General features: G+C 61.8%; 19 protein-coding genes. 15 read left to right on the top strand and 4 right to left on the bottom strand.

Annotated elements, in window-relative coordinates; all coding sequences use genetic code 11:
- Positions 1-368: 368 nt before the first annotated feature.
- Positions 369-1,136 (top strand): class II aldolase/adducin family protein, encoded by a 768-nt coding sequence (locus GH665_RS30270; protein WP_153140857.1) that lies wholly within the window; start codon positions 369-371, stop codon positions 1,134-1,136.
- A 75-nt stretch (positions 1,137-1,211) separates the two neighbouring features.
- On the opposite strand, the gene GH665_RS30265 is transcribed toward GH665_RS30270, so the two are convergent.
- Complete coding sequence (locus GH665_RS30265; RefSeq protein WP_153140856.1) at positions 1,212-2,303, bottom strand: porin; 1,092 nt, start codon at positions 2,301-2,303, stop codon at positions 1,212-1,214.
- A gap of 476 nt (positions 2,304-2,779) precedes the next feature.
- Entirely contained in the window at positions 2,780-3,691 is a 912-nt protein-coding gene (locus tag GH665_RS30260) for a LysR family transcriptional regulator (protein ID WP_153140855.1), read from the bottom strand.
- 160 nt (positions 3,692-3,851) lie between these two features.
- Between GH665_RS30260 and GH665_RS30255 the strand changes: the two genes are divergently transcribed.
- The 7 genes from GH665_RS30255 (at position 3,852) to GH665_RS30225 (ending at position 11,433) form a co-directional block, all read left to right on the top strand.
- Positions 3,852-4,946 (top strand): tartrate dehydrogenase, encoded by a 1,095-nt coding sequence (locus tag GH665_RS30255; RefSeq protein WP_153140854.1) that lies wholly within the window; start codon positions 3,852-3,854, stop codon positions 4,944-4,946.
- Positions 4,947-5,088: 142 nt separating this feature from the next.
- The gene (locus tag GH665_RS30250; protein ID WP_153140853.1) at positions 5,089-6,384 is read left to right on the top strand and encodes an MFS transporter; all 1,296 of its coding nucleotides are present in this window, start codon (positions 5,089-5,091) and stop codon (positions 6,382-6,384) included.
- Between the two features lie 104 nt (positions 6,385-6,488).
- Positions 6,489-6,773 carry a hypothetical protein gene (locus GH665_RS30245; RefSeq protein ID WP_153140852.1) on the top strand — a complete coding sequence of 95 codons (285 nt, stop codon included), beginning with the start codon at positions 6,489-6,491 and terminating at the stop codon, positions 6,771-6,773.
- A gap of 536 nt (positions 6,774-7,309) precedes the next feature.
- The gene (locus GH665_RS30240; protein ID WP_153140851.1) at positions 7,310-8,488 is read left to right on the top strand and encodes a quaternary amine ABC transporter ATP-binding protein; all 1,179 of its coding nucleotides are present in this window, start codon (positions 7,310-7,312) and stop codon (positions 8,486-8,488) included.
- Positions 8,481-9,383, top strand: a complete 903-nt coding sequence (gene choW / locus GH665_RS30235) for a choline ABC transporter permease subunit (protein WP_153140850.1) — start codon at positions 8,481-8,483, stop codon at positions 9,381-9,383. The genes GH665_RS30240 and choW overlap by 8 nt, the downstream gene beginning before the upstream one ends.
- Before the next feature lie 7 nt (positions 9,384-9,390).
- Positions 9,391-10,389 carry a GlxA family transcriptional regulator gene (locus GH665_RS30230; protein WP_153140849.1) on the top strand — a complete coding sequence of 333 codons (999 nt, stop codon included), beginning with the start codon at positions 9,391-9,393 and terminating at the stop codon, positions 10,387-10,389.
- 108 nt (positions 10,390-10,497) lie between these two features.
- On the top strand, positions 10,498-11,433 hold the full coding sequence (locus tag GH665_RS30225; RefSeq protein WP_153140848.1) for a choline ABC transporter substrate-binding protein: 936 nt from the start codon (positions 10,498-10,500) through the stop codon (positions 11,431-11,433).
- Between the two features lie 42 nt (positions 11,434-11,475).
- On the opposite strand, the gene GH665_RS30220 is transcribed toward GH665_RS30225, so the two are convergent.
- Complete coding sequence (locus GH665_RS30220; RefSeq protein ID WP_153140847.1) at positions 11,476-12,558, bottom strand: GlxA family transcriptional regulator; 1,083 nt, start codon at positions 12,556-12,558, stop codon at positions 11,476-11,478.
- 292 nt (positions 12,559-12,850) lie between these two features.
- Between GH665_RS30220 and GH665_RS30215 the strand changes: the two genes are divergently transcribed.
- The 7 genes from GH665_RS30215 to GH665_RS30185 all read left to right on the top strand — a co-directional run bounded on the left by GH665_RS30215 (position 12,851) and on the right by GH665_RS30185 (position 21,465).
- Complete coding sequence (locus tag GH665_RS30215; protein ID WP_153140846.1) at positions 12,851-14,245, top strand: L-serine ammonia-lyase; 1,395 nt, start codon at positions 12,851-12,853, stop codon at positions 14,243-14,245.
- 46 nt (positions 14,246-14,291) lie between these two features.
- Entirely contained in the window at positions 14,292-15,536 is a 1,245-nt protein-coding gene (locus GH665_RS30210) for a sarcosine oxidase subunit beta family protein (protein ID WP_028194427.1), read from the top strand.
- A 22-nt stretch (positions 15,537-15,558) separates the two neighbouring features.
- Complete coding sequence (locus tag GH665_RS30205) at positions 15,559-15,885, top strand: sarcosine oxidase subunit delta (RefSeq protein ID WP_153142370.1); 327 nt, start codon at positions 15,559-15,561, stop codon at positions 15,883-15,885.
- Entirely contained in the window at positions 15,882-18,884 is a 3,003-nt protein-coding gene (locus GH665_RS30200; protein ID WP_153140845.1) for a sarcosine oxidase subunit alpha family protein, read from the top strand. The genes GH665_RS30205 and GH665_RS30200 overlap by 4 nt, the downstream gene beginning before the upstream one ends.
- A complete protein-coding gene (locus GH665_RS30195; protein WP_153140844.1) occupies positions 18,874-19,530 on the top strand; it encodes a sarcosine oxidase subunit gamma in 657 nt (218 codons plus the stop codon). The genes GH665_RS30200 and GH665_RS30195 overlap by 11 nt, the downstream gene beginning before the upstream one ends.
- 60 nt (positions 19,531-19,590) lie before the next feature.
- Positions 19,591-19,854: an SET domain-containing protein gene (locus GH665_RS30190; protein WP_030100604.1), complete on the top strand. Its 264-nt coding sequence runs from the start codon at positions 19,591-19,593 to the stop codon at positions 19,852-19,854.
- Between the two features lie 192 nt (positions 19,855-20,046).
- Positions 20,047-21,465 (top strand): MFS transporter, encoded by a 1,419-nt coding sequence (locus tag GH665_RS30185; protein WP_153140843.1) that lies wholly within the window; start codon positions 20,047-20,049, stop codon positions 21,463-21,465.
- Positions 21,466-21,484: 19 nt separating this feature from the next.
- Here GH665_RS30185 and betA read toward each other — a convergent pair whose 3' ends face one another.
- The gene (gene betA, locus GH665_RS30180) at positions 21,485-23,170 is read right to left on the bottom strand and encodes a choline dehydrogenase (RefSeq protein ID WP_153140842.1); all 1,686 of its coding nucleotides are present in this window, start codon (positions 23,168-23,170) and stop codon (positions 21,485-21,487) included.
- Positions 23,171-23,175 lie beyond the last annotated feature (5 nt).

Below are 23,175 nucleotides of genomic sequence, written 5' to 3'. Positions count from 1 at the left end.
CGCGAGAGAAATTTGGCACGGGCGTTCGCTTTTCGTCAATAGGTTTTTCCATTTGATTGTTCTGCAATGCAGATTATTAGGGAAGTCACTTAGATGGCACATGCACTGAGCCAGTGCGTTTGACGAAGCCGTGAACATCGCCCGGGAGCCGCGCCGTTACTTGTATTCGGCATAGATAGAAGGTTTATCCGCTGCGCTCACGAGCAGCGTTGGTGAAAAGGGAAGTCAGCTTGACTTCGCTTTGTGCGGCCCAGTATTCTGCAATGCAGAAATCATTCCACCGCTAATGCGCTCCCCACATCCGCGCGTGAATGCTTCACAAAGCGGCCGTCAACATGATGTTCATCGCTTGGCTCAAGGTGTCCTCCATGAACTCCGCACTTGATATCCCCAGCGTTCGTCAGATGGTGTCGCCAGAAGAGTGGCAGGTCCGTGTCGAGCTTGCTGCTGCCTACCGGCTAGTCGCGTTGTTCGGTTGGGACGACCTGGTGTTCACGCATATTTCGGCACGTGTACCAGGCCGCGAGCATGAGTTTCTGATCAACCCGTACGGCCTGTTCTTCGAAGAAATCACGGCATCGAGTCTGGTCAAGGTGGACCATGAGGGGCAACCTGTCATGCCGACCCCGTTCGACGTGAATCCTGCCGGCTTCGTGATTCATAGCGCCGTGCACGAAGCGCGGCCCAACGTGAACTGCGTGCTGCACACACATACGGCGCATGGCATCGCGGTCGCCGCGCAAGAGGCCGGCTTGCTGCCGTTGTCGCAACAATCCGGTTTCGTGCTGACGAATCTCGCCTATCACGACTATGAAGGCGTCGCGCTGCGCGATGCGGAGAAGGCGAGGTTGGTCGCCGATCTCGGTGAGGCCAATTACATGATGCTGCGCAATCACGGACTACTGACCTGTGGACGCACCGTCGCCGAAGCATTTCAGGCGATGTATCTGTTCGAAACGTCATGTCGTATCCAGATTCTCGCGCAAGCAGGCGGCAAGCTGATCGAAGTACCGCAATCGATTATCGAAACGATGGGTGAGCAGGCGCGTCAAGTGAGCAAAGGCAAGGGCGCCGATCTGGTGTGGCCCGGCCTGCTGCGGCGTCTGACACGGCGCAATCCCGGCTACGATCTGTAGTGCATCGCTCCGCATGATCCGTCCGGCGCACCGCTTCGCGCGGCACGCCGGCCTCTCTCGTTGCGCACCTGCGTGCTAGAACATGTGCCGGATACCGAGGTTCACACCGGCAGTTGTGCCGGTCGCTTCGTTCAGCGCATTGTTGACGGACAAACCGGTGTGCATCGCGCCGTGGTTGGTGACGAAGCCCGCTTGCCCATACACCACGGTAGCCTTCGACAACGAGTAATCGAGCCCGGTGGATGCAAGTATCGAATTGTTCGACGAGTTGTTGCCGTCGCGCGTGACCCACACGCCCGCATCGACGGTCAGCGCGGGGGTGATGCGATAGCTGGCGCCGCCTGAATAGACTCGATCGTTGAACGAGCCCGCCACCTTGTACTGCACGTAGGACGCTTTCACGGTCAGGTTGTTGAACACGTAGCTGGCGCCGATTGCGCGGCCGTCGAATTCGACCACGCTCGGAATGGCGATCGATGCCGCGCTGCCGCCGGCGTTGCCGCTGTAAAGCGCGGCATCGACGGTCAGCGAGCCGAGGTGATAACGCAGGCTCGCCGAGTACTGGCGGCCCGCCTGAAAATCCCCGGCTGTGCCGCCTAGCGCCATCATCGCGCTGGCTTGCAATCCAGCGATTTCCGGCGACGTGTACGAAATGCCGTTCGGGTTGAACAGGCCGGTCACGTAGACGTTATTGAGGTAGGTGACCAGACCGCTGCCGAAATACGACATCTCGCGCGGATCGAAGTCGTACACCGCGAGGAAGAAGGGCGAGAATTGCAGGCCGGCCTTGACCGTACCGTAGCGGCTATCGATGCCGACCCATGCCTGACGGCCGAATTCGTTGCCGTTCGAATTGCTGAGCGAGCCGTTGGCGATGCTGATGCCGCTTTCGAGTTCGAAGATCGCGCGCGTGCTGCCGCCGAGATCTTCCGCGCCACGCATGCCGAAGCGCGAACCAGACAGGCCGCTGTCGGTAAACGAGTACTGATGCCCGGCGCTCTGGCCGGTCGCCGGGTTGAGTGTTTTGCTGGTGTAGAGCAGGGAGCCGTCGACGATACCGTACAGCGTGACGCTGCTTTGCGCATGGGCGCTTTGAGCGGCGCCTAGCGCGCATGCGCCGACTAATCCAAGAATGGTTCCAAGCCGATTGCGATAACTTGCCTGCATGCTTCGTGTCTCCTTGTTTATTGGAATCGGGTGAACGGGCGAAGTAATGCGTGTGCTGCAAGGTTCTGGCGATCTGTTGCGCGATACGATTTCAATGGGCGACGAAACGCCTTCGCAATCTGCTAAGGATTGCAAAATAATAGATCTGCTGGAGGGCACCTCGAGTCCGGTTGCCTGCTGGCTTGTCTCCTGATCTGTGGGGCGGCTCGGCGCGGCTATGAGTTCATTGGTCGCGTGCTTGCGCACAGGATGCAGGCGCAATTTGGCACGACCGTTCGTTCTGTGTCAACGGGGGAAATCGCTTGATTGGACTGCAATGCAGGCCAGACTAGGGAAAACACCAGGCGTTTTCGGTGTGCTTGATTCGCGCCGTAAGGCTATGTAATACAAGGAAATTGCGGGAATTACCCGGTTTGAATTGTCACCTGTCCGCTTGACATAGATGTTCTGCATTGCAGAACTAGCCGGAAATCGATTCAGCGCGCACCGAGCGCCTCGATCAGCATGTCGACGAATGCCTTGACCCGCGCGGTCATTTGCAACTGTTGCGGATACACCGCGTAAATATCGGCGCCCGGTGTGCGGTATTCCGGCAGGACGTGGATCAGGCGGCCATCGGCGAGATACTCCGCGATATCCCATTCCGCCCGCATCAGAATGCCGTGGCCGTCCAGCGCCCACTTCACTGCGATCTCGCCGTCATTGGTGGTGAGGTTGCCTCGCACGCGAACCGTCTCGGTTTTTTCGGCCGAACCGCGTCCGCTGGTTAGGCGCCATAGCCCATAGCCGTCGTCGCCCTGACGGATGCCGATGCAGTTGTGTTGCGATAACTCCGCCGGACTGCGCGGCGTGCGCCGTTTGGCGAAATACGCGGGCGATGCGCAAAGCAGCCGCCGATTGGACGCAACCCGCCGAGCAATCACGCGAGCATCCGGCGGTTCGCCGAAACGCACGCACACGTCGAATGCATCGTCGCTGATCGGCGGTGGGTCGACGGAGAGTTGCAGTTGCACGTCCACTTCGGGAAAGCGCCGCACGAACTGCGAAATCAGCGGCGCCACGTGACTGCGGCCAAAGCCGAGGGTCGCGTTCACGCGCAGCAAACCTTTCGGCGCGGCCTGCGAACCGCCGAGCAATTGGGCCAGGTCGTCCATTTCACTCAGGATGCGCCGTGCGCGGGTCAGATAAAGTTCGCCCTCCGGCGTGAGACTCATGCGCCGCGTTGTGCGGTTGACGAGCGACACGCCCGCACGCGATTCCATTTGCGCCAGATGCTTGCTCACGGCCGCGGTGCTCAAACCGAGTTCGCGCGCAGCCGCGGTCAGGCTGCCGCTTGCGGCGAGCGTGGAGAAGAAGGCGAGGTCGTCCGGGTGTATCGCTGAGGTCATCTTGGTTGGGCAATGAACTGGCTAGTGAGCAGACCAATGAGCCGCTCTGACCGGAGTCCATTGTTAACTTCAGGTTAAGGATGCTTTGAGTCTAGCAGCGTTTTCGCGAGCGGTCCTCGTTCTAGGATGCAGTCAACCATTCAACATCCAGGAGACGCCAGTGAAGACCTACCGCATCGCAACCATTCCCGGCGACGGCATCGGCAAGGAAGTCGTGCCGGCAGGCCAACGGGTTCTCGAAGCCATCGCCGCGCGCAGCGACGCCTTCCAGTTCGAGTTCGAGAACTTCGCCTGGGGCGGCGATTTCTACCGCGAACATGGCGTGATGATGCCGGCTGACGGGCTCGACGCCATCCGCAATAAAGACGCCATTCTGTTCGGCTCGGCGGGCGACCCGCATATTCCCGATCACGTGACGCTGTGGGGGCTGCGCCTGAAAATCTGTCAGGGCTTCGATCAATACGCGAACGTGCGTCCCACCCGTATCCTTGCCGGTATCGACGCGCCGTTAAAGCGCTGCGGGCCGAAGGATCTCGACTGGGTGATCGTTCGCGAGAACTCGGAGGGCGAGTACTCCGGCGTAGGTGGGCGCGCGCATCAGGGCCATCCGATCGAAGTGGCGACGGATGTTTCGATGATGACCCGCGCGGGTGTCGAGCGCATTCTTCGATTCGCATTCCGCCTCTCCCAGTCGCGGCCGCGCAAGCTGCTGACGGTAATTACCAAGAGCAATGCGCAACGTCACGCGATGGTGATGTGGGACGAGATCGCGCTCGAAGTCTCAAAGGAATTTCCCGACGTCAAATGGGACAAGGAACTGGTCGACGCCGCCACCGCGCGCATGGTCAATCGTCCTGCAACGCTCGATACGATCGTCGCGACCAACCTTCACGCGGACATTCTTAGCGATCTGGCCGCGGCGCTGGCCGGCAGCCTCGGCATTGCGCCGACCGCGAATCTGGATCCCGAGCGGCGCTATCCGTCGATGTTCGAACCGATTCACGGCTCCGCTTTCGACATCATGGGCAAGGGGCTCGCCAATCCGGTCGGCACGTTCTGGTCGGTGGTGATGATGCTCGAGCACCTGGGCGAGGCGGCCGCCGCGCAGCAATTGATGAGCGCGATCGAACGCATCACCGCTGATCCGGCGTTGCACACCGGCGACCTTGGCGGCACGGCGACGACTGTGCAGGTGACCGATGCCGTCTGCGCAATTCTCGCAGCGGAACCGGCGGCGCAGTTCAAGGCAGCCTGAACCCGGAACCCTGCAACGCGCAACGCGCAACGCACAACACGCAACGCACAACACGCAACGCACAACACGCAACGCACGCATTTCACAAGAACATAACGCCCGGACGAGCACGTCACGGGCGATTCAAAGAATGGAGACTCGCATGGCCAATGAATTGCAAGCCCGTGTGGTTCGCAAGCTGACGTGGCGCATTTTGCCGTTCGTCATGTTGCTTTACTTCGTCAGCTTTCTCGATCGTGTGAACGTCGGTTTCGCCGCGCTCACGATGAATAAGGATCTGGGCCTTTCGCCGACCATGTTCGGACTCGGCGGCGGCATCTTCTTTCTTGGGTACTTCCTGTTCGAGGTGCCGTCGAACCTTATTCTGAACAAGGTCGGTGCGCGTATCTGGATTGCGCGCGTGATGGTGACGTGGGGGCTGGTGTCGGCGGCGTCCGCGTTTGTCGTTGGGCCGAACTCGTTCTACGTGCTGCGGTTTTTGCTCGGGGTCGCGGAAGCCGGTTTCTTTCCCGGCATCATTCTCTATCTCAGCCAGTGGTTTCCCGCGCGTCAACGTGCAGTCGCGGCCGCGGCGTTCATGGCGGCCGCGCCTCTGTCGACGGCAATCGGTTCCCCCATCTCAGGCGCCATCATGCAGATGCCGGCGCTGCTCGGGCTGAAAGACTGGCAATGGCTGTTCATCATCGAAGCGATTCCAGCCGTCATTCTCGGTTTCGTGGTGTTGAAAGCGCTTACCGATTCACCTGAGAAAGCGGCATGGCTCGCCGCGGATGAGAAAGCGTGGCTGATCGCGACCTTGCGGGAGGAACGTGCGGGACGTGAGTCGCAAGCAGGCCACGCGGCAGGCGCACTTGCCGCGCTGCGCGACCCGCGTGTGTGGATCATGTCGATGATTTACTTCGGCACGTCCGCGGGTCTTTATACGCTCGGCTTATGGGCGCCGCTGATCATTCGTCAATTTGGCTTTAGCGCACTCGGCACGGGTGCATTGAATGCAATTCCCAGCGTGCTGGCCGTGGTCGGCATGGTGATGTGGGCGCGCCACTCGGATCGCACGGGAGAGCGCACGTGGCATGTGGTGATTCCATGCGTCGCGGCAGGTGTCGGGCTCGCATGGGCTGGTTTTGCGGACACCGTCGTCGCGGTGGTACTTGCGCTGATCGTCGTGAACGTGGGCATTAGTGCGGCCAAGGCGCCGTTGTGGGCCATGCCGAGTACCTTTCTCTCGGGCGCCGGCGCGGCGGCCGGTATCGCCATGATCAATTCGATCGGCAACCTCGGCGGTTTCGTCGGGCCGTTCGCGATCGGCTGGCTGAAGAGCGTGACAGGAGGATATGCGGCCGGACTCTATGTCGTGGCAGCGAGTCTCGCGGTGTCGGCCATGCTCGCTCTGGCTATCGGCCGGCGCGGATATCGGGCGGCGCCCGCGCCGCAATGAACTCGCGGGTGCTCATGGGCGTGTCAATCTCGTGACAGCAGCGTTGGGGCGGGAGCCGATATGGCTAACCCGAAGTGACGTCGGCCGCCCTTAAGACTAATGTAATGAAAGTCGTGCACCATGGATCGTGTGCACGGCTCGTTTTTCCTCTGTCGGGTGCAACCCTCAGCATTTTTCGGCCTGAACCGGCAACTTGTAGCCAGATCGCGCCATTTCGAATTTTTGCCGACGAACCTCCACCCTGGGCGGTCAATGCAATGAGCTTTTCTGCTGAGGTTTGGTCGCTCGCGCGCTTGTGCTGCATGTATCCGGTGCTGGGCGGCCTTGCGATCTGGTATTTTTCGCGGGCGGATCGTCTGTTGCACGCGATCTTGAGCATCGAGCATTGATCATCGGGGACGGCCACGGCTGCGCAATCGCGCCCGCTGAGCGGCAGTGTGCTTGCTGCATCGCCGCAAGTTTGCCGGCAACGTCTTCCATGCACGTCTTTTTTCCACCGGAGCACGCCCACTTGCTCTGGCGCGACACGCCCGGCTGATCCCTCCGACACCTCGCAAACCCTTGCCCAACAGGGCTTTGATCGCCGCTTGCCGGCATCCGCGCGAGAGCGGTGTCGTATTTCCACATGTGGTTGTCGCAAATAGTCGGCTAGGCGTACTTTTTTCTGGCAACTATGTATGCACAGCGCGGACAGACGTCCGCCACTGCAGCAATTGGCTTGCATGGGACCGGAGTAGGCGCTAAAGCGCTAACTCGGGTCGACAGCTTTGCATGGGACCACAGTAAGCGCTGAAGCGCTAACTGCGGTCGACAGCTTTGCATGGGACCACAGTAAGCGCTGAAGCGCTAACTGTGGTCGACAGCTTTGCATGGGACCGCAGTAAGCGCTAAAGCGCTAACTGCGGTCGACAAAGGAGAGCGTTCAATGAATTCACCCAAGGTCGTGGTTGAAGGGCTGTGCAAGGTGTTCGGCACCAGTCCGAAACAGGCGCTCGGCATGCTGGCAGGTGGCGCAACCAAAGAGGAAGTGTTCGCGCGCACCGGTCAGATAGTCGGTGTCCACAACGTATCGTTCGAAGTCAAGGAAGGCGAGATCTTCGTGCTGATGGGCCTGTCCGGTTCCGGCAAGTCGACGCTGATTCGCCTGATCAACCGGCTCGTCGAACCGACCGCCGGCAAAGTCCTGATCGACGGCCGCGACGTGGCGAGCGTGCCGCGCTCGGAACTCACCGCGTTGCGCCGCAAGGACATGAGCATGGTGTTCCAGTCCTTCGCGTTGATGCCGCAGCGCACGGTGCTCTCCAACGCGGCGTTCGGGCTGGAAGTGGCGGGCGTCGGCAAGAAGGAGCGCGAGAAGCGCGCCATGGCCGTGCTCGAACAGGTCGGCCTCGCGCCGTTTGCGGAAAAGTTGCCGGCCCAACTGTCCGGCGGCATGCAGCAGCGCGTGGGTCTGGCACGGGCGCTGGCAGTCAATCCGTCGCTGATGATCATGGACGAAGCGTTCTCGGCGCTCGATCCGCTCAAGCGCAAGGAAATGCAGAACGTGCTGCTCGATCTGCAGCGCGAGCAGCAACGCACCATCCTGTTCGTCTCGCACGATCTGGAAGAGGCGATGCGCATCGGCACCCGGATCGCGATCATGGAAGGCGGCAAGGTGGTGCAGATCGGCACCCCGCAGGAAATCATCACGAACCCCGCCGACGACTATGTCCGCGCGTTCTTCGAAGGCATCGACACCAGCCGCTATCTGACAGCGGGCGATCTGATGCAAACGGATGCGGTGCCGCTCATGCAGCATTCGCCGCAGATCGACGCCTCGAGCGTGGCCGCGACGCTCAACGGCAGCGCGGAATACGCGTTCGTGCTCGACGCCGAACGCAAGATTCGCGGCTTCGTGTGCCGCGATGCGACGGGTAGCGCTTCGCCACAACTCAATCACGTTGAATGCATCCGTCGCACCACGCCGCTGGACGACGTCGTCGAGCGCGTAGTCGCGAGCCGGGCGCCGCTGCCGGTTGTGGAAGCGGATGGCTCCTACTGCGGTTCGGTCAACAAGACGAACGTGTTGCATGTTCTCACGCGCCATAGAGGTTCTCATGTCTGAAATCATTCCACTTGGCGCCTGGGTCGATCACGGCGTTCACTATCTGCTCGACCACGACGCGAAAACCTTCGACTCCATCGGCAAGGTCATCGAGAGTTTTGCCGCGCTGATCGAACACAGCCTGCAAGCAGTGCCGATGTGGGCGTTGATGGCGTTTTTTGTCGGCGTCGGTCTGTGGCGAGTGGGTTGGCGTTTCGCGCTGTTCACCTTGCTCGCGATGCTGCTGATCTACGGCACCGGGTTCTGGGATCAGATGGTGATTACACTCGGCCTCACGCTCTCGTCGACCTTGATCAGCTTGCTGCTCGGCGTGCCGCTGGGCATCTGGACCGCGAAGAGCCGCACCGTGGAAACGATCGTGCGCCCTGTGCTCGACCTGATGCAGACCATGCCCGCGTTCGTCTACCTGATTCCGGCCGCGATGCTGTTCGGTCTCGGCCGCGTGCCGGGGATTCTCTCCACGGTGATCTTCGCGATGCCGCCCGCCGTGCGTCTCACCTCGCTCGGTATCAAGCATGTGAATCGCGAGATCGTCGAAGCAGGGCAGGCGTTCGGCTGCACGCCGCTGCAATTGCTGTACAAGGTGCAGTTTCCGAATGCACTGCCGTCGATCATGACGGGTGTGAACCAGACCATCATGATGGCGCTCTCGATGGTGATCATCGCTTCGATGGTGGGCGCCGGCGGTCTCGGCAACGACGTGCTGGCGAGTATTCAGCGGCTCGATATCGGTCTTGGCTTTGAAAGCGGTCTCTCGGTGGTGATGCTGGCGATCATTCTCGACCGCATCACGGAGAGCTTCGGCCGCTCGCCGGGCACGGTGCGCGCACCGTTATTGTCAGGTCTGCGCAGCGTCATGAAGGTGCGCCGGGCACCGACGGCGCAGCACAGCTGAGCCGCCTATGAAGCGCGATGCGATTCCTACTGTCGAGGCCCCGGCCGATTCGCAGTTGTCCGGGCTCGCGCACTTCGGCTTTCTGACGCTGCCGAACTTTTCGATGATCGCGTTCACGAGCGCGGTCGAAGTGCTACGCATGGCCAATTACGTGGGCCGCGCGCAGCACTACACATGGTCGGTGATTACACCGGACGGCGAGCCGGCGCGAGCGAGCAACGGCATCACCGTGAAGCCGACCACGACGCTCGCCGAAGCGGGTATGCCGGATGTACTGATCGTCTGCGCCGGCTGGCATGTGCGCGATTACGTGAACGATACGGTGATCGCGTTGCTGCGGGACGTTGCGTCCAAAGGGATTCCGCTTGGCGGACTGTGTACCGGGCCCTACGCGCTGCTGGCCGCGAACCTGCTCGACGGTTATCGCTGTACCGTGCATTGGGAAGATATGTCGCCGTTGCACAAAAGTTACCCGCATGTGCGTTTCGCCGACGAGCTGTTCGTGATCGACCGCGACCGGCTGACTTGCACGGGCGGTACCGCGCCGCTCGATCTGATGTTGAACCTGGTGGGCATGCGCCTCGGCCATGCGGTCGCGGCACAGGTGTCCGAGCAGTTCATTGTCGAGCGGATTCGTGGTTCGACCGACTATCAGCATATTCCGGTCGATGCGCGGGTGGGCTTCTCACGGGCGGAATTGATCGAGGTCGTGCGCTTGATGGAGGCGAATATCGAAGAGCCGTTATCGCTCGATGAACTTGCGCGGCTCGTGCATCTGTCGCAACGTCATTTGCAGCGCATGTTCAAGATGTTCCTGAGCGTATCGCCAACGCACTACTACCTGACCTTGCGCTTGCGCCGTGCACGCGAACTGCTGCGCAACACGGACGCATCGATTGCACGCGTAACGGCCGTGTGCGGCTTTCATTCGCCGTGTCATTTCAGCAAGGCCTATCGTGCGCAGTTTGGTCACGCGCCGAGCGTCGAGCGGCGGCTGTCGGCGTGAACAGGTTGGCGTAAATGAGTTGGCATCAAGAAAGTCGGTGCGATTAATCGCGCCTGGAAAATCCGGTTGATAAAACCAGTCTAGCTTCAATCACCCTGAGGGAACGCCATGAAACGTTTGTGGGCTGCGTCGTTGTGCGCGCTGTCGGTGTCGTCTGTCTTTGCCGTGGAACCTGCCACTTGCCGGGACGTCCGGTTCGCCGACGTCGGCTGGACCGATATCGCGGCAACTACCGGTCTCGCTTCGACGGTGCTCGAAGGGCTCGGCTACAAGCCGACCAAAACCATCGCCTCGGTGCCGATCACCTTTGCCGGCGTGAAGAGCAAGCAGATCGACGTGTTTCTCGGTTACTGGTCGCCGACCATGGATCCGATCATCGATCCGTTCAGGAAGGCCGGTCAGCTCACCGTGCTGCCCACGCCGAACCTGACCGGCGCGAAATACACGCTGGCGGTGCCGGATTACGCGTATCAGGCGGGCATCAAAAACTTTGCCGACATTGCGAAGAACTACGACAAGCTCGACGGCAAGATCTACGGTATCGAACCGGGCAACGACGGCAATGCGCTGATCAAGAAGATGATCGACAGCAACCAGTACGGCCTTGGCAAGTTCAAGCTGGTGGAGTCGAGCGAGGCGGGCATGCTGGTCGAAGTGAATCGCGCGATTCGCGACAAGAAGCCGATCGTGTTTCTCGGCTGGGAACCGCATCCGATGAACGTGCAGATGAAGATCGACTATCTGTCCGGTGGCGACGACGTGTTCGGGCCGAACTACGGCGAAGCCAAAGTGATGACGGTCGTCCCGACCGATTACTCGACGCGTTGCCCGAACGTCGCGAAACTCGTATCGAACCTGCACTTCACGACCGATATCGAGAACCACGTGATGCTGCCGATCATGAACAAGACCGATCCGAACAAGGCGGCAAAGGATTGGCTGAAGGCGAATCCGGGCGTGCTCGACAAGTGGCTTGCCGGTGTCAAGACGTTTGATGGCAAGGACGGCTTGCCGGCGGTGAAGGCGTACGTGGCAGGGCAGTAAGAGGGACCCGGGCCGTGATCCTGAGCCGTCATGTAGCCGGGTCTAGATCGCCTGGGCCCGCCCCGGAAACGTCTCGTCGTATCCCGAGCCGTCATCCACTTCCGCCGCCGTGCCACGTTGCTCGCGGTACATCATCGGCGGCAAGCCGAACTGCTTGCGGAACTCGCGGCCCAGATGCGAGGCGTCGGAAAAGCCGCAGCTGGAGGCAATGTCCGCCACCGTCTTATCCGAACTCGTCAGCAGCCACGCGGCGGTGCGCAAGCGCACCTGCTTCGCGTAGGCCTGCGGCGCCTTGCCGGTTTCCGCCTTGAAGAGCCGCTCGAGTTGACGCGGCGACAGATCGAGCTTGCGCGCCAGTTCATCGAGCGACAGCGAGCGGCCCACGTGCTGTTCCATTAGCAGAATCGCGCGCTTCACCTTCGGATGCGCGGCGGGTGCAAGTCCGGGCGGATGCGGCTGTGGCGCATTGCCTTTCTGCATATCGTCGACCAGCAGAATCCGCAGCGCCTTCTGTACCGTGGCCGTTTCAAAGTGGCGCAACAGGATCGCTGCCGCCACGTCGATCGACGCCCGTCCACCCGAACACGTAATGCGCCGGCGGTCGATCACGAACAGCCTGTCTGCTACCAGCGTCTCCTCATTGACCGCTGGAAAGCGTTCAATGAAATCCCAGTAGTGAAACCAGCTCACGCAGATGCGGTGGCCGTCCAGCACGCCCGCGCGCATCAGCGAAAACACACTGGTGCACATGCCGACCAGGGTTGCATCGGTGGCGGCGGCGCGGCGGATGAAGGCCAGCGTTGCGTCGTTCGCGGCCGGCCCGGAATGCAGCAGGCCGCCTACCACCACGACGTAATCGAACGGCTCGGCCTTGTCGAAGGTTTCCCACGGCGTGATCTGAATCCCGCAACTCGCGCGCACGGGGGCGAGGGTTTCCCCTATCACGCTCCACGAACAGCGCACGGGTTTGCTGAAGTCGCCTTCGTCAGCGGACAGGCGCAACAGGTCGACGAACCCGGAGAACGCCGTCAGCGTGAAGTTCGGCAGCAGGATGATGCCGAAGCGGATGCGCTGCTTCGAGGGGCCGTCGATCGATTGAAGGGGACGCGGTTCAGCGGAATTCATGCATGCAGCCAGCAAAAGAAAAGAGTTGAATCAAGCATAGCACCGGGGCTAGCGAGCCATTCAGCGTTGTTTCGAGCATCGCGAGCCGCAAACCCGGCGCCTGTCGAAAATGCGTCAGAAGTCATCGCAAATCCGCCGCTGCGCGTGACCGGCGCTCCGCTTGACGCCACTATCCCACTGTCATGCCGTTTTTATTCTATCGGTCCAATTTGACGTGCGGTGCAATAGCGGCTAGTTCAAGCCAAACCCGGCAACCCAGCTAATGCTGGTATCGCAACGTACAAGGCACACCATGAACGTCAGCGTTTTCGATCTGTTCAAGATCGGCATCGGTCCCTCCAGCTCGCACACCGTCGGGCCGATGATCGCTGCGTGCCGCTTCGCCTCGCATATCGAGGACGCCAATCTGCTTGGCTTCGTGCGCCGCGTCAAGGTCGAACTGTTCGGCTCGCTTGGCGCGACCGGCAAGGGGCATGGCACGGACAAAGCGGTGCTGCTCGGCCTCGAAGGCAATCTGCCCGATCTGATCGACCCGGACGTGATCGAACCGCGCTTGCGGGCGATTCGCGAAACAAAGCAACTGATGCTGCTCGGCAAGCACCCGGTCAAATTCGACGAGCGCGAACAACTGGGCTTCTTCCGCAAGCTGATGCCTGGCGCGCCGGGTTCGAGCATCGTGCATCCGAACGGCATGCGTTTTCAGGCTTTCGACGAAAACGGCCAACTGCTGGTGGAGAAAGAGTATTACTCGATCGGCGGCGGCTTTGTGATCAATCGCGAAGGCGATCGCGTCAACGGACTGCGCGCCGGCGTGGACGTGCCGTATCCGTTTCGCACCGGCGACGATCTGATGCGGGTGTGCCGTGAAACCGGCTTGTCGATCGCGGAGGTGACGCTGCGCAACGAATGCGCGTCGCGCTCCGAACAGGACGTGCGCGAAGGCTTGCTGACGATCTGGCGCGTCATGTCGGCGTGTGTCGAGCGTGGCTGCAAGGTGCGTGGCGAACTGCCGGGTCCGATGCACGTAAAGCGCCGCGCCGCCGATCTCTGCGCGCAATTGCGTTCGCGCTCGGAAGAGTCGTTGCGCGATCCGCTGTCAATGCTCGACTGGGTCAATCTCTACGCGATGGCCGTGAACGAAGAAAACGCGGCGGGCGGGCGCGTCGTCACGGCGCCGACCAACGGCGCGGCCGGCGTGATTCCCGCGGTGCTGCATTACTACGTGAAGTTCATGCATGCATCGAACGACGAAGGCATCGTCACCTTCCTGCTGACGGCTGCCGCGATCGGCATCATCTACAAGGAAACCGCCTCGATCTCGGGTGCGGAAGTGGGCTGCCAGGGCGAGGTGGGTGTGGCCTGTTCGATGGCCGCGGCCGCGCTCGCCGCCGTGATGGGCGGCACGCCGACGCAAGTGGAAAACGCTGCCGAAATCGGCATGGAACACAACCTCGGCATGACCTGCGACCCGGTTGGCGGCCTCGTGCAGATTCCCTGCATCGAGCGCAACGCCATGGGCGCGATCAAGGCGCTAAACGCCGCGCGCATGGCGATGAAGGGCGACGGCCAGCACTATGTGTCGCTCGACAACGTGATCAAGACCATGCGCGAAACCGGCGCGGATATGAAGACCAAATACAAGGAGACGTCGCGCGGCGGTCTTGCCGTGAACGTCATCGAGTGTTGAGCGAATCAGGAATCAAAGAGTAACAACAGGACCCAAAGGACCAACGATGAGCCGCTATTCGATATTCAGCCTGTTGCGCAACGGGATGTCGTATCACGAGAACTGGGAGCGTCAGTGGAAGAGCCCGGAGCCCAGGCGCGAGTACGACGTCGTGATCGTCGGCGGCGGCGGGCATGGTCTCGCCACTGCCTATTACCTCGCGAAAGAGCACGGCGTGCGCAATATCGCCGTGCTGGAGAAAGGCTGGATCGGCGGCGGCAACACTGCGCGCAATACGACGATCGTGCGCTCGAATTATCTGTGGGACGAATCGGCCGCGCTCTACGAAAAGGCGATGAAGCTGTGGGAGGGTCTGTCGCAAGACCTCAACTACAACGTGATGTTCAGCCAGCGCGGTGTGATGAATCTTGCGCATACGCTGCAGGACGTGCGCGATACAGAACGGCGTGTGAATGCAAACCGGCTGAACGGTGTGGATGCCGAGTTCCTGACGCCGGAGCAGATCAAGGAAATCGAGCCGACCATCAATCTGAATAGCCGCTACCCGGTGCTCGGAGCGTCGATCCAGCGGCGCGGCGGTGTGGCTCGGCATGATGCGGTGGCCTGGGGTTTTGCACGCGGCGCGGATCAGCATGGTGTCGACATCGTGCAGAACTGCCAGGTCACGGGGATTCGCCGCGACGGCAGCCAGGTGGTCGGTGTGGATACCACCAAGGGCTTCATCAAGGCGAAGAAGGTCGCCGTGGTGGCGGCAGGCAATACGTCCACGCTCGCCGACATGGCCGGCATCCGCTTGCCGCTCGAGAGCCATCCGTTGCAGGCGCTGGTGTCGGAGCCGATCAAACCGGTCGTCAATACGGTGGTGATGTCGAACGCGGTGCATGCCTACATCAGTCAATCCGACAAGGGCGATCTGGTGATCGGTGCGGGCGTCGATCAATACACGGGCTTTGGTCAGCGCGGCAGTTTCCAGATTATCGAAGGCACGCTCGAAGCGATCGTCGAAATGTTCCCGGTGTTCTCGCGCGTGCGGATGAACCGCCAGTGGGGCGGCATCGTGGACGTGTCGCCGGATGCGTGCCCGATCATCAGCAAGACCGACGTCAAGGGGCTTTATTTCAATTGCGGCTGGGGTACGGGCGGCTTCAAGGCGACGCCCGGCTCGGGTTGGGCCTATGCGCACACGATCGCGAAAGATGAACCGCATCCGCTGAATGCGCCGTTCTCGCTGGACCGGTTCTACACCGGCCACCTGATCGACGAACACGGCGCTGCCGCTGTTGCCCACTAACGCTGACGCCGAGGAAAACCAGATGCTGCTGATCGAATGCCCATGGTGCGGGCCGCGCGCCGAAACCGAATTTTCTTGCGGCGGCGAAGCGGATATTGCCCGTCCGCTCGATACGGAAAAACTCACCGACAAGGAATGGGGCGACTACCTGTTCATGCGCAAGAATCCGCGCGGCGTGCATCACGAGCAATGGATGCACGCGCAAGGATGCCGCCGCTGGTTCAAGGCGCAGCGCGACACGGTGAGCTACGAGATTCAGGGCTACGAGACCTTCGAGCGTCCGCTGCTCACGCTGGACGTCAATGAGGCAAACGCACAAGGCAAGGCAAACGAGGGCAAGGCACCATGAGCCAGCAAGACCGACTCCCCAGCGGCGGGCGCATCAACCGCGCGATCGTACTGAACTTCACGTTCAACGGGCGCAAATACCAGGGCTATCAGGGCGACACGCTCGCCTCCGCGCTGCTCGCGAACGGTGAACACTTCGTGGCGCGCAGCTGGAAGTATCACCGGCCGCGCGGCATCGTGACGGCGGGTGTGGAAGAGCCGAATGCGATCGTGCAGCTCGAAACCGACGCGTATACGGTGCCGAACGCGCGTGCGACCGAAGTGGAGCTGTATCAGGGACTCGTCGCGACCAGCGTGAACGCGAAGCCGAGCATCGAGAAAGATCGCATGGCGATCAACCAGAAGTTCGCTCGCTTCATTCCGGCGGGCTTCTACTACAAGACCTTCATGTGGCCGCGCAAATTCTGGCCGAAGTACGAAGAAGTGATCCGCGATGCGGCCGGCCTCGGCAAGGCGCCCGAGCAAACCGATGCGGATCGTTACGACAAGTGCTTTGCGCATTGCGACGTGCTGGTGGTCGGCGGCGGCCCGACGGGTCTGGCGGCCGCGCATGCGGCGGCATTGTCCGGCGCACGCGTGACGCTGATCGACGATCAGCCGGAACTCGGCGGCTCGCTGCTGTCGTGCCGCGCGGAGATCGACGGCAAGCCGGCGCTGCAATGGGTTCACAAGATCGAGGACGAACTGCGGCAGATGCCCGACGTGAAAATCCTGTGCCGCAGCACGGCATTCGGTTATCAGGACCACAACCTCATCACCGTCACGCAGCGGCTCACGGAACATCTGCCGGTTTCGCAGAGAAAGGGCACGCGCGAACTGATGTGGAAGATCCGCGCGAAACGCGTGATTCTCGCAACCGGCGCGCATGAGCGGCCGATCGTGTTCGGCAACAACGATCTGCCGGGCGTGATGCTGGCTTCGGCGGTGTCGACCTACCTGCATCGCTATGCGGTACTGCCGGGCCGCAATGCCGTCGTGTTCACGAACAACGACGACGGTTATCAATGCGCGCTCGATCTGAAAGCGGCCGGCGCTCAGGTGACGGTCGTCGATCCGCGTCCGGGTGAATCGAAGGGTTCGTTGCCCGCGCTCGCGCGCCGCTATGGCGTCAAGGTGATGAACGGTGTGGCCGTGACCGCGGCGCACGGCAAGCTGCGGGTCGCCTCGGTCGAGGTGGCCTCGTATTCGAACGGACAGGTTGGCGCGAAGCAGAGCGATCTGCCTTGCGATCTGCTGGCGATGTCCGGTGGCTGGAGCCCGGTGCTGCACCTGTTCGCCCAGTCGGGCGGCAAGGCGCACTGGCATGACGGCAAGGCCTGCTTCGTGCCGGGCAAGGCGATGCAGGCGGAGACGAGCGTCGGTGCATGTGCCGGCGACTTCACACTGGGACAGGGCATCCGCTTTGCCGTCGACGCCGGTGTCGAGGCGGCGCGTGCGGCGGGCCATATCGTTGCGCGGCCGAATCCGGTGCAGATCGCCGAGATTACCGAAGCGAAGATGCAACCGCTGTGGCTCGTCGGCGGCCGCGAGCTCGCAACGCGCGGACCGAAGCAGTTCGTCGACTTTCAGAACGACGTCTCGGCAGCCGATATCTTTCTGGCTGCGCGTGAAGGCTTCGAATCGGTCGAACACGTGAAGCGCTACACGGCGATGGGCTTCGGTACCGATCAGGGCAAGCTCGGCAATATCAACGGCATGGCGATTCTCGCGCAGGCGCTCGGCAAGACGATTCCCGAAACCGGCACGACGACCTTCCGTCCGAATTACACGCCGGTGACGTTCGGCACATTCGCCGGCCGCGAACTGGGTGAGTTTCTCGATCCGGTACGCAAGACGGCAGTACACGAATGGCACGTGGAGAACGGTGCGGCGTTCGAGGACGTCGGCAACTGGAAGCGCCCGTGGTACTTCCCGAAACCGGGTGAGGACATGCATGCCGCCGTGGCGCGCGAATCGCTGGCGGTACGGACAAGCGTGGGGATTCTCGACGCCTCGACGCTCGGCAAGATCGACATTCAGGGGCCCGATTCGGCCAAGCTGTTGAATTGGGTCTATACGAATCCGTGGAGCAAGCTGGAAGTCGGCAAGTGCCGCTACGGTCTGATGCTCGACGAAAACGGCATGATCTTCGACGACGGCGTGACCGTGCGACTCGCCGACCAGCACTACATGATGACCACCACCACCGGCGGCGCGGCACGCGTGCTCACGTGGCTCGAACGCTGGCTGCAAACCGAGTGGCCGGACATGCGCGTGCGGCTTGCTTCCGTGACGGATCACTGGGCAACTTTTGCCGTGGTCGGTCCGAACAGCCGCAAGGTCTTGCAGAAGGTGTGCCAGGACATCGACTTCGCGAATGCGGCCTTTCCGTTCATGAGCTATCGCGAAGGTACCGTGGCGGGCGCGGCGTCGCGCGTCATGCGGATCAGTTTCTCCGGCGAGCTGGCTTATGAAGTGAACGTACCCGCGAATGTGGGCCGCGCGGTGTGGGAAGCGCTGATGGCTGCCGGCGCGGAGTTCGACATCACGCCGTATGGCACGGAAACCATGCACGTGCTGCGTGCGGAGAAGGGCTACATCATCGTGGGCCAGGACACGGACGGTTCGATGACGCCGTATGACGTGGGAATGGGTGGGCTGGTCGCGAAGTCGAAAGATTTTCTCGGCAAGCGTTCATTGACGCGAACGGACACCGCAAAGGCGGGGCGCAAGCAACTGGTCGGGCTGCTCCCGGACGATCCCTCGTTCGTGATTCCCGAGGGCTCGCAGATCGTCGCCGGTCCGTTCCAGGGCGATACCGCGCCGATGCTCGGCCACGTCACGTCGAGCTACTACAGCCCGATTCTGAAGCGCTCGATTGCCATGGCCGTGGTGAAGGGCGGTCTCGACAAGATTGGCGAAACGGTCACGATCCCGCTCGCCAGCGGCAAGCAGATTGCAGCCAGAATCACCAGCTCGGTGTTCTACGACAGCGAAGGAGCACGTCAACATGTGGAATGAAACAAGAGGAACGGTGTCGGCGGTGAGCCGCGCTGTCGGCGAGCAAACGGGCGTGTGGCAGGAGTCGCCGCTGGTGGGTGTGGATGCGCTGCTGAAGAAGCATCAGGCAACGGCGTCGGCTGCGTTCCGCCTGAATGAGCGGCCATTCCTGGAACTGGTGAGTGTGCGTGGCGACACGCGCGACGCGGCGTTCGTGAGCGCGGTGGAAAGCGTGCTCGGCTGCCGGCCGCCCGAGAAGGCGAACACCCTGGCGCGCGGCAATGGCTACGACATGCTGTGGCTCGGTCCGGACGAATGGCTGGTGCGTTCGGCGACAGCGCACGACGCAACCCGCACCGCACCCTTGCAGGCTAAGCTCGGCTCGGCATTCACGGGCGTGTTCGCGTCGGCGGTGGATATCGGCAGCGGCTATACGGTGCTCGAAATCAGCGGCACGCGCACGCGTGAAGTGCTGGCACGCGGTTGTCCGCTCGATCTGCACCCGAAACTGTTCGATGAAGGGCAGTGCGCGCAGAGCCACTATTTCAAGGCCTCGATGACGCTGTTGCCCACCGGCGCCGACAGCTTCGATATCGTTGTGCGCCGCAGCTTCGCGGACTATTTCGTCAAGATGATGCTCGACGCGGCTGAGCCGCTCATGTCGTGATGTGCGGCGAACGGTGTCTTATCAGGGCACCGTTCGCGGTTCTTCCGGACACCGACTGACATGACGTCGACACGTCTAGCCACCGCGCGTCTCACCGAGCGCGCGTGTCAACAGGGCGATGCCCACGCCGCACTCGCGCTGCTCGATCAGAGTATCGAGTTGCGGCACCGGCGCATCGCCTTGATCCGTTATCTCCTCGCGCAGCAACTGGGTGCGCCGCTACAGTCGCGGCATCACGAATACGTCGAGAAAATTGCCGCTCGCCTGAGTGCGGACGTGCTCGCGCGTATTGCCGGCGCAGCGCGTGCACGGCTTCGGCCGTAGCGGGCGCGCCTGCACCCCCGTGCCTGAACGCACGCATTGAGCGGACGTATTGAGCGGACGTATTGAGCGAACGACGTCCCCGTTCCATCCCGATGACGTATTTCTTCTATGTGGCCGAATTATGTCGGCGTCTACTGAAATGCACTGATCGGAACGTCCACGCGGCAACTGCCGCATCAACGAGGGGATGACATGTCTACCGCTTTTCAGCCTCGCGCGAGCGCAGCCGCCAGACTCGAGCGACTGCCGTTCTCCGGATATCACCGGACCATCTTCATCATCATCGCGATCGCATTCTTTTTCGACTCCGTCGATCTCGGCACGATGACCTTCGTGCTCGGCTCGATCAAAAGCGAATTCCATTTGTCGAGTGCGACGACAGGGCTGGTTGCGAGTGCGAGCTTCTTCGGCATGGTGATCGGCGCGGCCGTCGCCGGATTGCTGGCCGACCGCTTCGGCCGGCGTCCGGTGTTTCAGTGGAGCATGGTGCTGTGGGGGCTGGCGTCATATCTGTGCTCGACCGCGCAGAGTGTCGAGGCACTGATTTTCTATCGCGTGCTGCTGGGCTTTGGCATGGGCATGGAGTTTCCCATTGCGCAGACGCTGTTGTCCGAGTTTGTGCCGGCAATCTCGCGGGGCCGGCTGATCGCGCTGATGGATGGCTTCTGGCCGCTTGGTTTCATCACAGCGGGCGTGGTGTCGTATTTCGTGTTGCCGACGTTCGGTTGGCGTACCGAGTTCGCGTTGCTGGCGATTCCCGCCGTGTTCGTGCTGATCGTGCGCCGCGTCGTGCCGGAATCGCCGCGCTGGCTCGAACATCGCGGGCGCCTCGCCGAAGCGGACAAGATCCTCGCCGAGGTTGAAGTAAAGGTCATGAAAGCGGCCGGCCTGAGCCAGTTGCGCGCGCCGGTGATGTTGCAGGAACCGCCGGCCGCGAAGGGCACGAGCGCGTTCCGCGAGATCTGGAGCGCGGCCTACCGGCGCCGCACGATCATGGTGTGGACGCTATGGTTTTTCGCATTACTCGGATTTTATGGGCTCACGTCGTGGCTCGGCGCCTTGATGCAACAGGCAGGCTTTGCAGTGACGAAGTCGGTGCTGTATACGGTGCTGATTTCGCTCGGCGGGATTCCCGGCTTCATCTGCGCGGCGTGGCTGGTCGAACGCTGGGGAAGGAAGCCGACCTGTATCGCGTCGCTGGCCGGCAGCGCGGTGATGGCCTACGTCTATGGACAAACCGCGCTGCACGCGCAAACGCCGACCTTGCTGATCTGTGCCGGTCTTGCGATGCAGTTTTTTATGTTTGCGATGTGGGCAGTCCTTTACACCTATACGCCGGAGCTTTATGGCACGGGCGCGCGGGCGACAGGTTCAGGCTTTGCATCGGCGATTGGTCGCGTGGGGTCGCTGATCGGCCCTTATGTAGTCGGCGTGGTGCTGCCGATGTTCGGGCAAGGTGGCGTGTTCTCGCTTGGCGCGATGTGCTTCGTGATCGCCGCGGCGGCAGTGTGGATCATGGGCATCGAGACGCGTGGGCTGGCGCTGGAGACGCTGGTGTCCGAAGCCGAAGAGGCGGACGCGCAGGGGATGTTGAGTCCTGCGCGCGAGTGATTGATTGTCCTGGCGGGGACTAAACCACCGCAGCTTCGCGTTTTCTCGACGCCACGCCGCGAGCCACGAAGTACGGCGTCTCCACCCGCGCTAGCGCATCCCGTCCGCGAATCCGGTCGGCGATCTTCTCCGCCAGCATGATCGTCGGCGCGTTCAGATTGCCGGTTGTGATCTGCGGCATGATCGACGCGTCGACGACGCGCAGCGCTTGCATGCCGTGCACGCGGCCCTCGCTATCCACCACGGCCATATCGTCATAACCCATCTTGCACGAGCACGACGGATGAAATGCCGTCTCCGCCCGCATCCGCACAAACGTGTCGAGTTGCTCGTCGGTGGTCAGCTCCGCGCCCGGATTCAGCTCGCGGCCGCGGTAACGATCGAGCGCCGGCTGCCGCATGATTTCGCGCGTAATGCGGATGCCGTCGCGGAATTCACGCCAGTCGAGCGGATCGGCCATGTAATTGAACAGAATACTCGGATGCGCGGCAGGATCACGCGATTTGAGCTTCACGCGGCCACGGCTTGGCGAGCGCATCGAACCGACATGCGCCTGGAAGCCGTGCATCCTGATGGCGTTCGAACCGTTGTAGTTGATCGCCACAGGCAGGAAGTGATACTGGATGTTCGGCCACAAATCGTCGTCGCGGGTACGGATGAAGCCGCCTGCTTCGAACTGATTGCTCGCGCCGATACCCGTGCCGTTAAGCATCCATTCAAGACCGATGGCGGGCTGATTCCACCATTGCAACGCGGGATATAGCGAGACCGGTTCCTTGCATTCGTACTGGATGTACATCTCCAGATGATCTTGCAGATTTTCGCCGACGCCAGGCAGATCGTGCACCAGCGGCACGTCGAGTTCGCGCAGCCACGTCGAGCGGCCAACGCCTGAGCGTTGCAGCAATTGCGGCGAAGCGATCGCGCCGCTGCATACCAGCACCTCGCGGCGTGCGTGCGCAGTGACGGCATTGCCATGATGCAGATACGCTACGCCAATCGCACGCTTGCCCGAGAACAGCACGCGATCGGTCATGGCATGCGTCACGATGGTCAGATTCGGACGGGTCTTCGCGCGATCCAGATAGCCGCGCGCGGTGCTGGCGCGTCTGCCGTTCGCCGTAACCGTGCGATCCATCGGGCCGAAGCCCTCCTGCTGATAGCCGTTGAGGTCGTCGGTACGCGGGAAACCCGCCTGCACGCCGGCTTCGACCATCGCGGCGAACAAGGGATTATTGCCCGGCTTGCTGGTCGTCACATGGACCGGGCCGTCGCCGCCGTGATACGCGTTTGCGCCGACATCGCGCGTCTCGGCTTTGCGGAAATACGGCAGACAATCCAGATAGGTCCAGTTTTCCAGTCCGGGGCGTGCTGCCCAGTTGTCGTAATCGAGCGCATTGCCGCGGATATAGCACATGCCGTTGATCAGCGACGAACCGCCGAGCCCCTTGCCGCGCCCGCACTCCATGCGCCGGTTGTTCATATGCGGCTCGGGATCGGTTTCGTACGCCCAGTTATAGCGCCGGCCCTGCAACGGATAGGCGAGGGCCGCGGGCATCTGCGTGCGAAAATCGAAACGGTAGTCGGGGCCGCCTGCTTCGAGCAGCAGCACGGTCACGTCCGCGTCTTCGGTCAGCCGCGAGGCGAGCACGTTGCCCGCCGACCCTGCGCCGACGATGATGTAGTCGTATTCGTTCGAAGCCATTGCCA

This window comes from Paraburkholderia agricolaris (genome assembly GCF_009455635.1).
Classification (GTDB): domain Bacteria; phylum Pseudomonadota; class Gammaproteobacteria; order Burkholderiales; family Burkholderiaceae; genus Paraburkholderia; species Paraburkholderia agricolaris.
Note: the sequence above shows the minus strand (reverse complement) of the source record. Positions and strands in the feature narration are given on the sequence as shown.

Excerpts from the sequence above, each read along its gene's own strand:
- GH665_RS30205 (WP_153142370.1), top strand. The coding sequence starts at position 15,559 with ATGCTGCTGATCGAATGCCCATGGTGCGGGCCGCGCGCCGAAACCGAA.
- GH665_RS30230 (WP_153140849.1), top strand. The coding sequence starts at position 9,391 with ATGAAGCGCGATGCGATTCCTACTGTCGAGGCCCCGGCCGATTCGCAG.
- GH665_RS30195 (WP_153140844.1), top strand. The coding sequence starts at position 18,874 with ATGTGGAATGAAACAAGAGGAACGGTGTCGGCGGTGAGCCGCGCTGTC.
- GH665_RS30260 (WP_153140855.1), bottom strand. The coding sequence starts at position 3,691 with ATGACCTCAGCGATACACCCGGACGACCTCGCCTTCTTCTCCACGCTC.
- GH665_RS30185 (WP_153140843.1), top strand. The coding sequence starts at position 20,047 with ATGTCTACCGCTTTTCAGCCTCGCGCGAGCGCAGCCGCCAGACTCGAG.
- GH665_RS30225 (WP_153140848.1), top strand. The coding sequence starts at position 10,498 with ATGAAACGTTTGTGGGCTGCGTCGTTGTGCGCGCTGTCGGTGTCGTCT.
- choW (WP_153140850.1), top strand. The coding sequence starts at position 8,481 with ATGTCTGAAATCATTCCACTTGGCGCCTGGGTCGATCACGGCGTTCAC.
- GH665_RS30240 (WP_153140851.1), top strand. The coding sequence starts at position 7,310 with ATGAATTCACCCAAGGTCGTGGTTGAAGGGCTGTGCAAGGTGTTCGGC.
- GH665_RS30190 (WP_030100604.1), top strand. The coding sequence starts at position 19,591 with ATGACGTCGACACGTCTAGCCACCGCGCGTCTCACCGAGCGCGCGTGT.
- betA (WP_153140842.1), bottom strand. The coding sequence starts at position 23,170 with ATGGCTTCGAACGAATACGACTACATCATCGTCGGCGCAGGGTCGGCG.
- GH665_RS30220 (WP_153140847.1), bottom strand. The coding sequence starts at position 12,558 with ATGAATTCCGCTGAACCGCGTCCCCTTCAATCGATCGACGGCCCCTCG.
- GH665_RS30200 (WP_153140845.1), top strand. The coding sequence starts at position 15,882 with ATGAGCCAGCAAGACCGACTCCCCAGCGGCGGGCGCATCAACCGCGCG.
- GH665_RS30250 (WP_153140853.1), top strand. The coding sequence starts at position 5,089 with ATGGCCAATGAATTGCAAGCCCGTGTGGTTCGCAAGCTGACGTGGCGC.
- GH665_RS30210 (WP_028194427.1), top strand. The coding sequence starts at position 14,292 with ATGAGCCGCTATTCGATATTCAGCCTGTTGCGCAACGGGATGTCGTAT.
- GH665_RS30265 (WP_153140856.1), bottom strand. The coding sequence starts at position 2,303 with ATGCAGGCAAGTTATCGCAATCGGCTTGGAACCATTCTTGGATTAGTC.
- GH665_RS30270 (WP_153140857.1), top strand. The coding sequence starts at position 369 with ATGAACTCCGCACTTGATATCCCCAGCGTTCGTCAGATGGTGTCGCCA.
- GH665_RS30215 (WP_153140846.1), top strand. The coding sequence starts at position 12,851 with ATGAACGTCAGCGTTTTCGATCTGTTCAAGATCGGCATCGGTCCCTCC.
- GH665_RS30245 (WP_153140852.1), top strand. The coding sequence starts at position 6,489 with ATGAAAGTCGTGCACCATGGATCGTGTGCACGGCTCGTTTTTCCTCTG.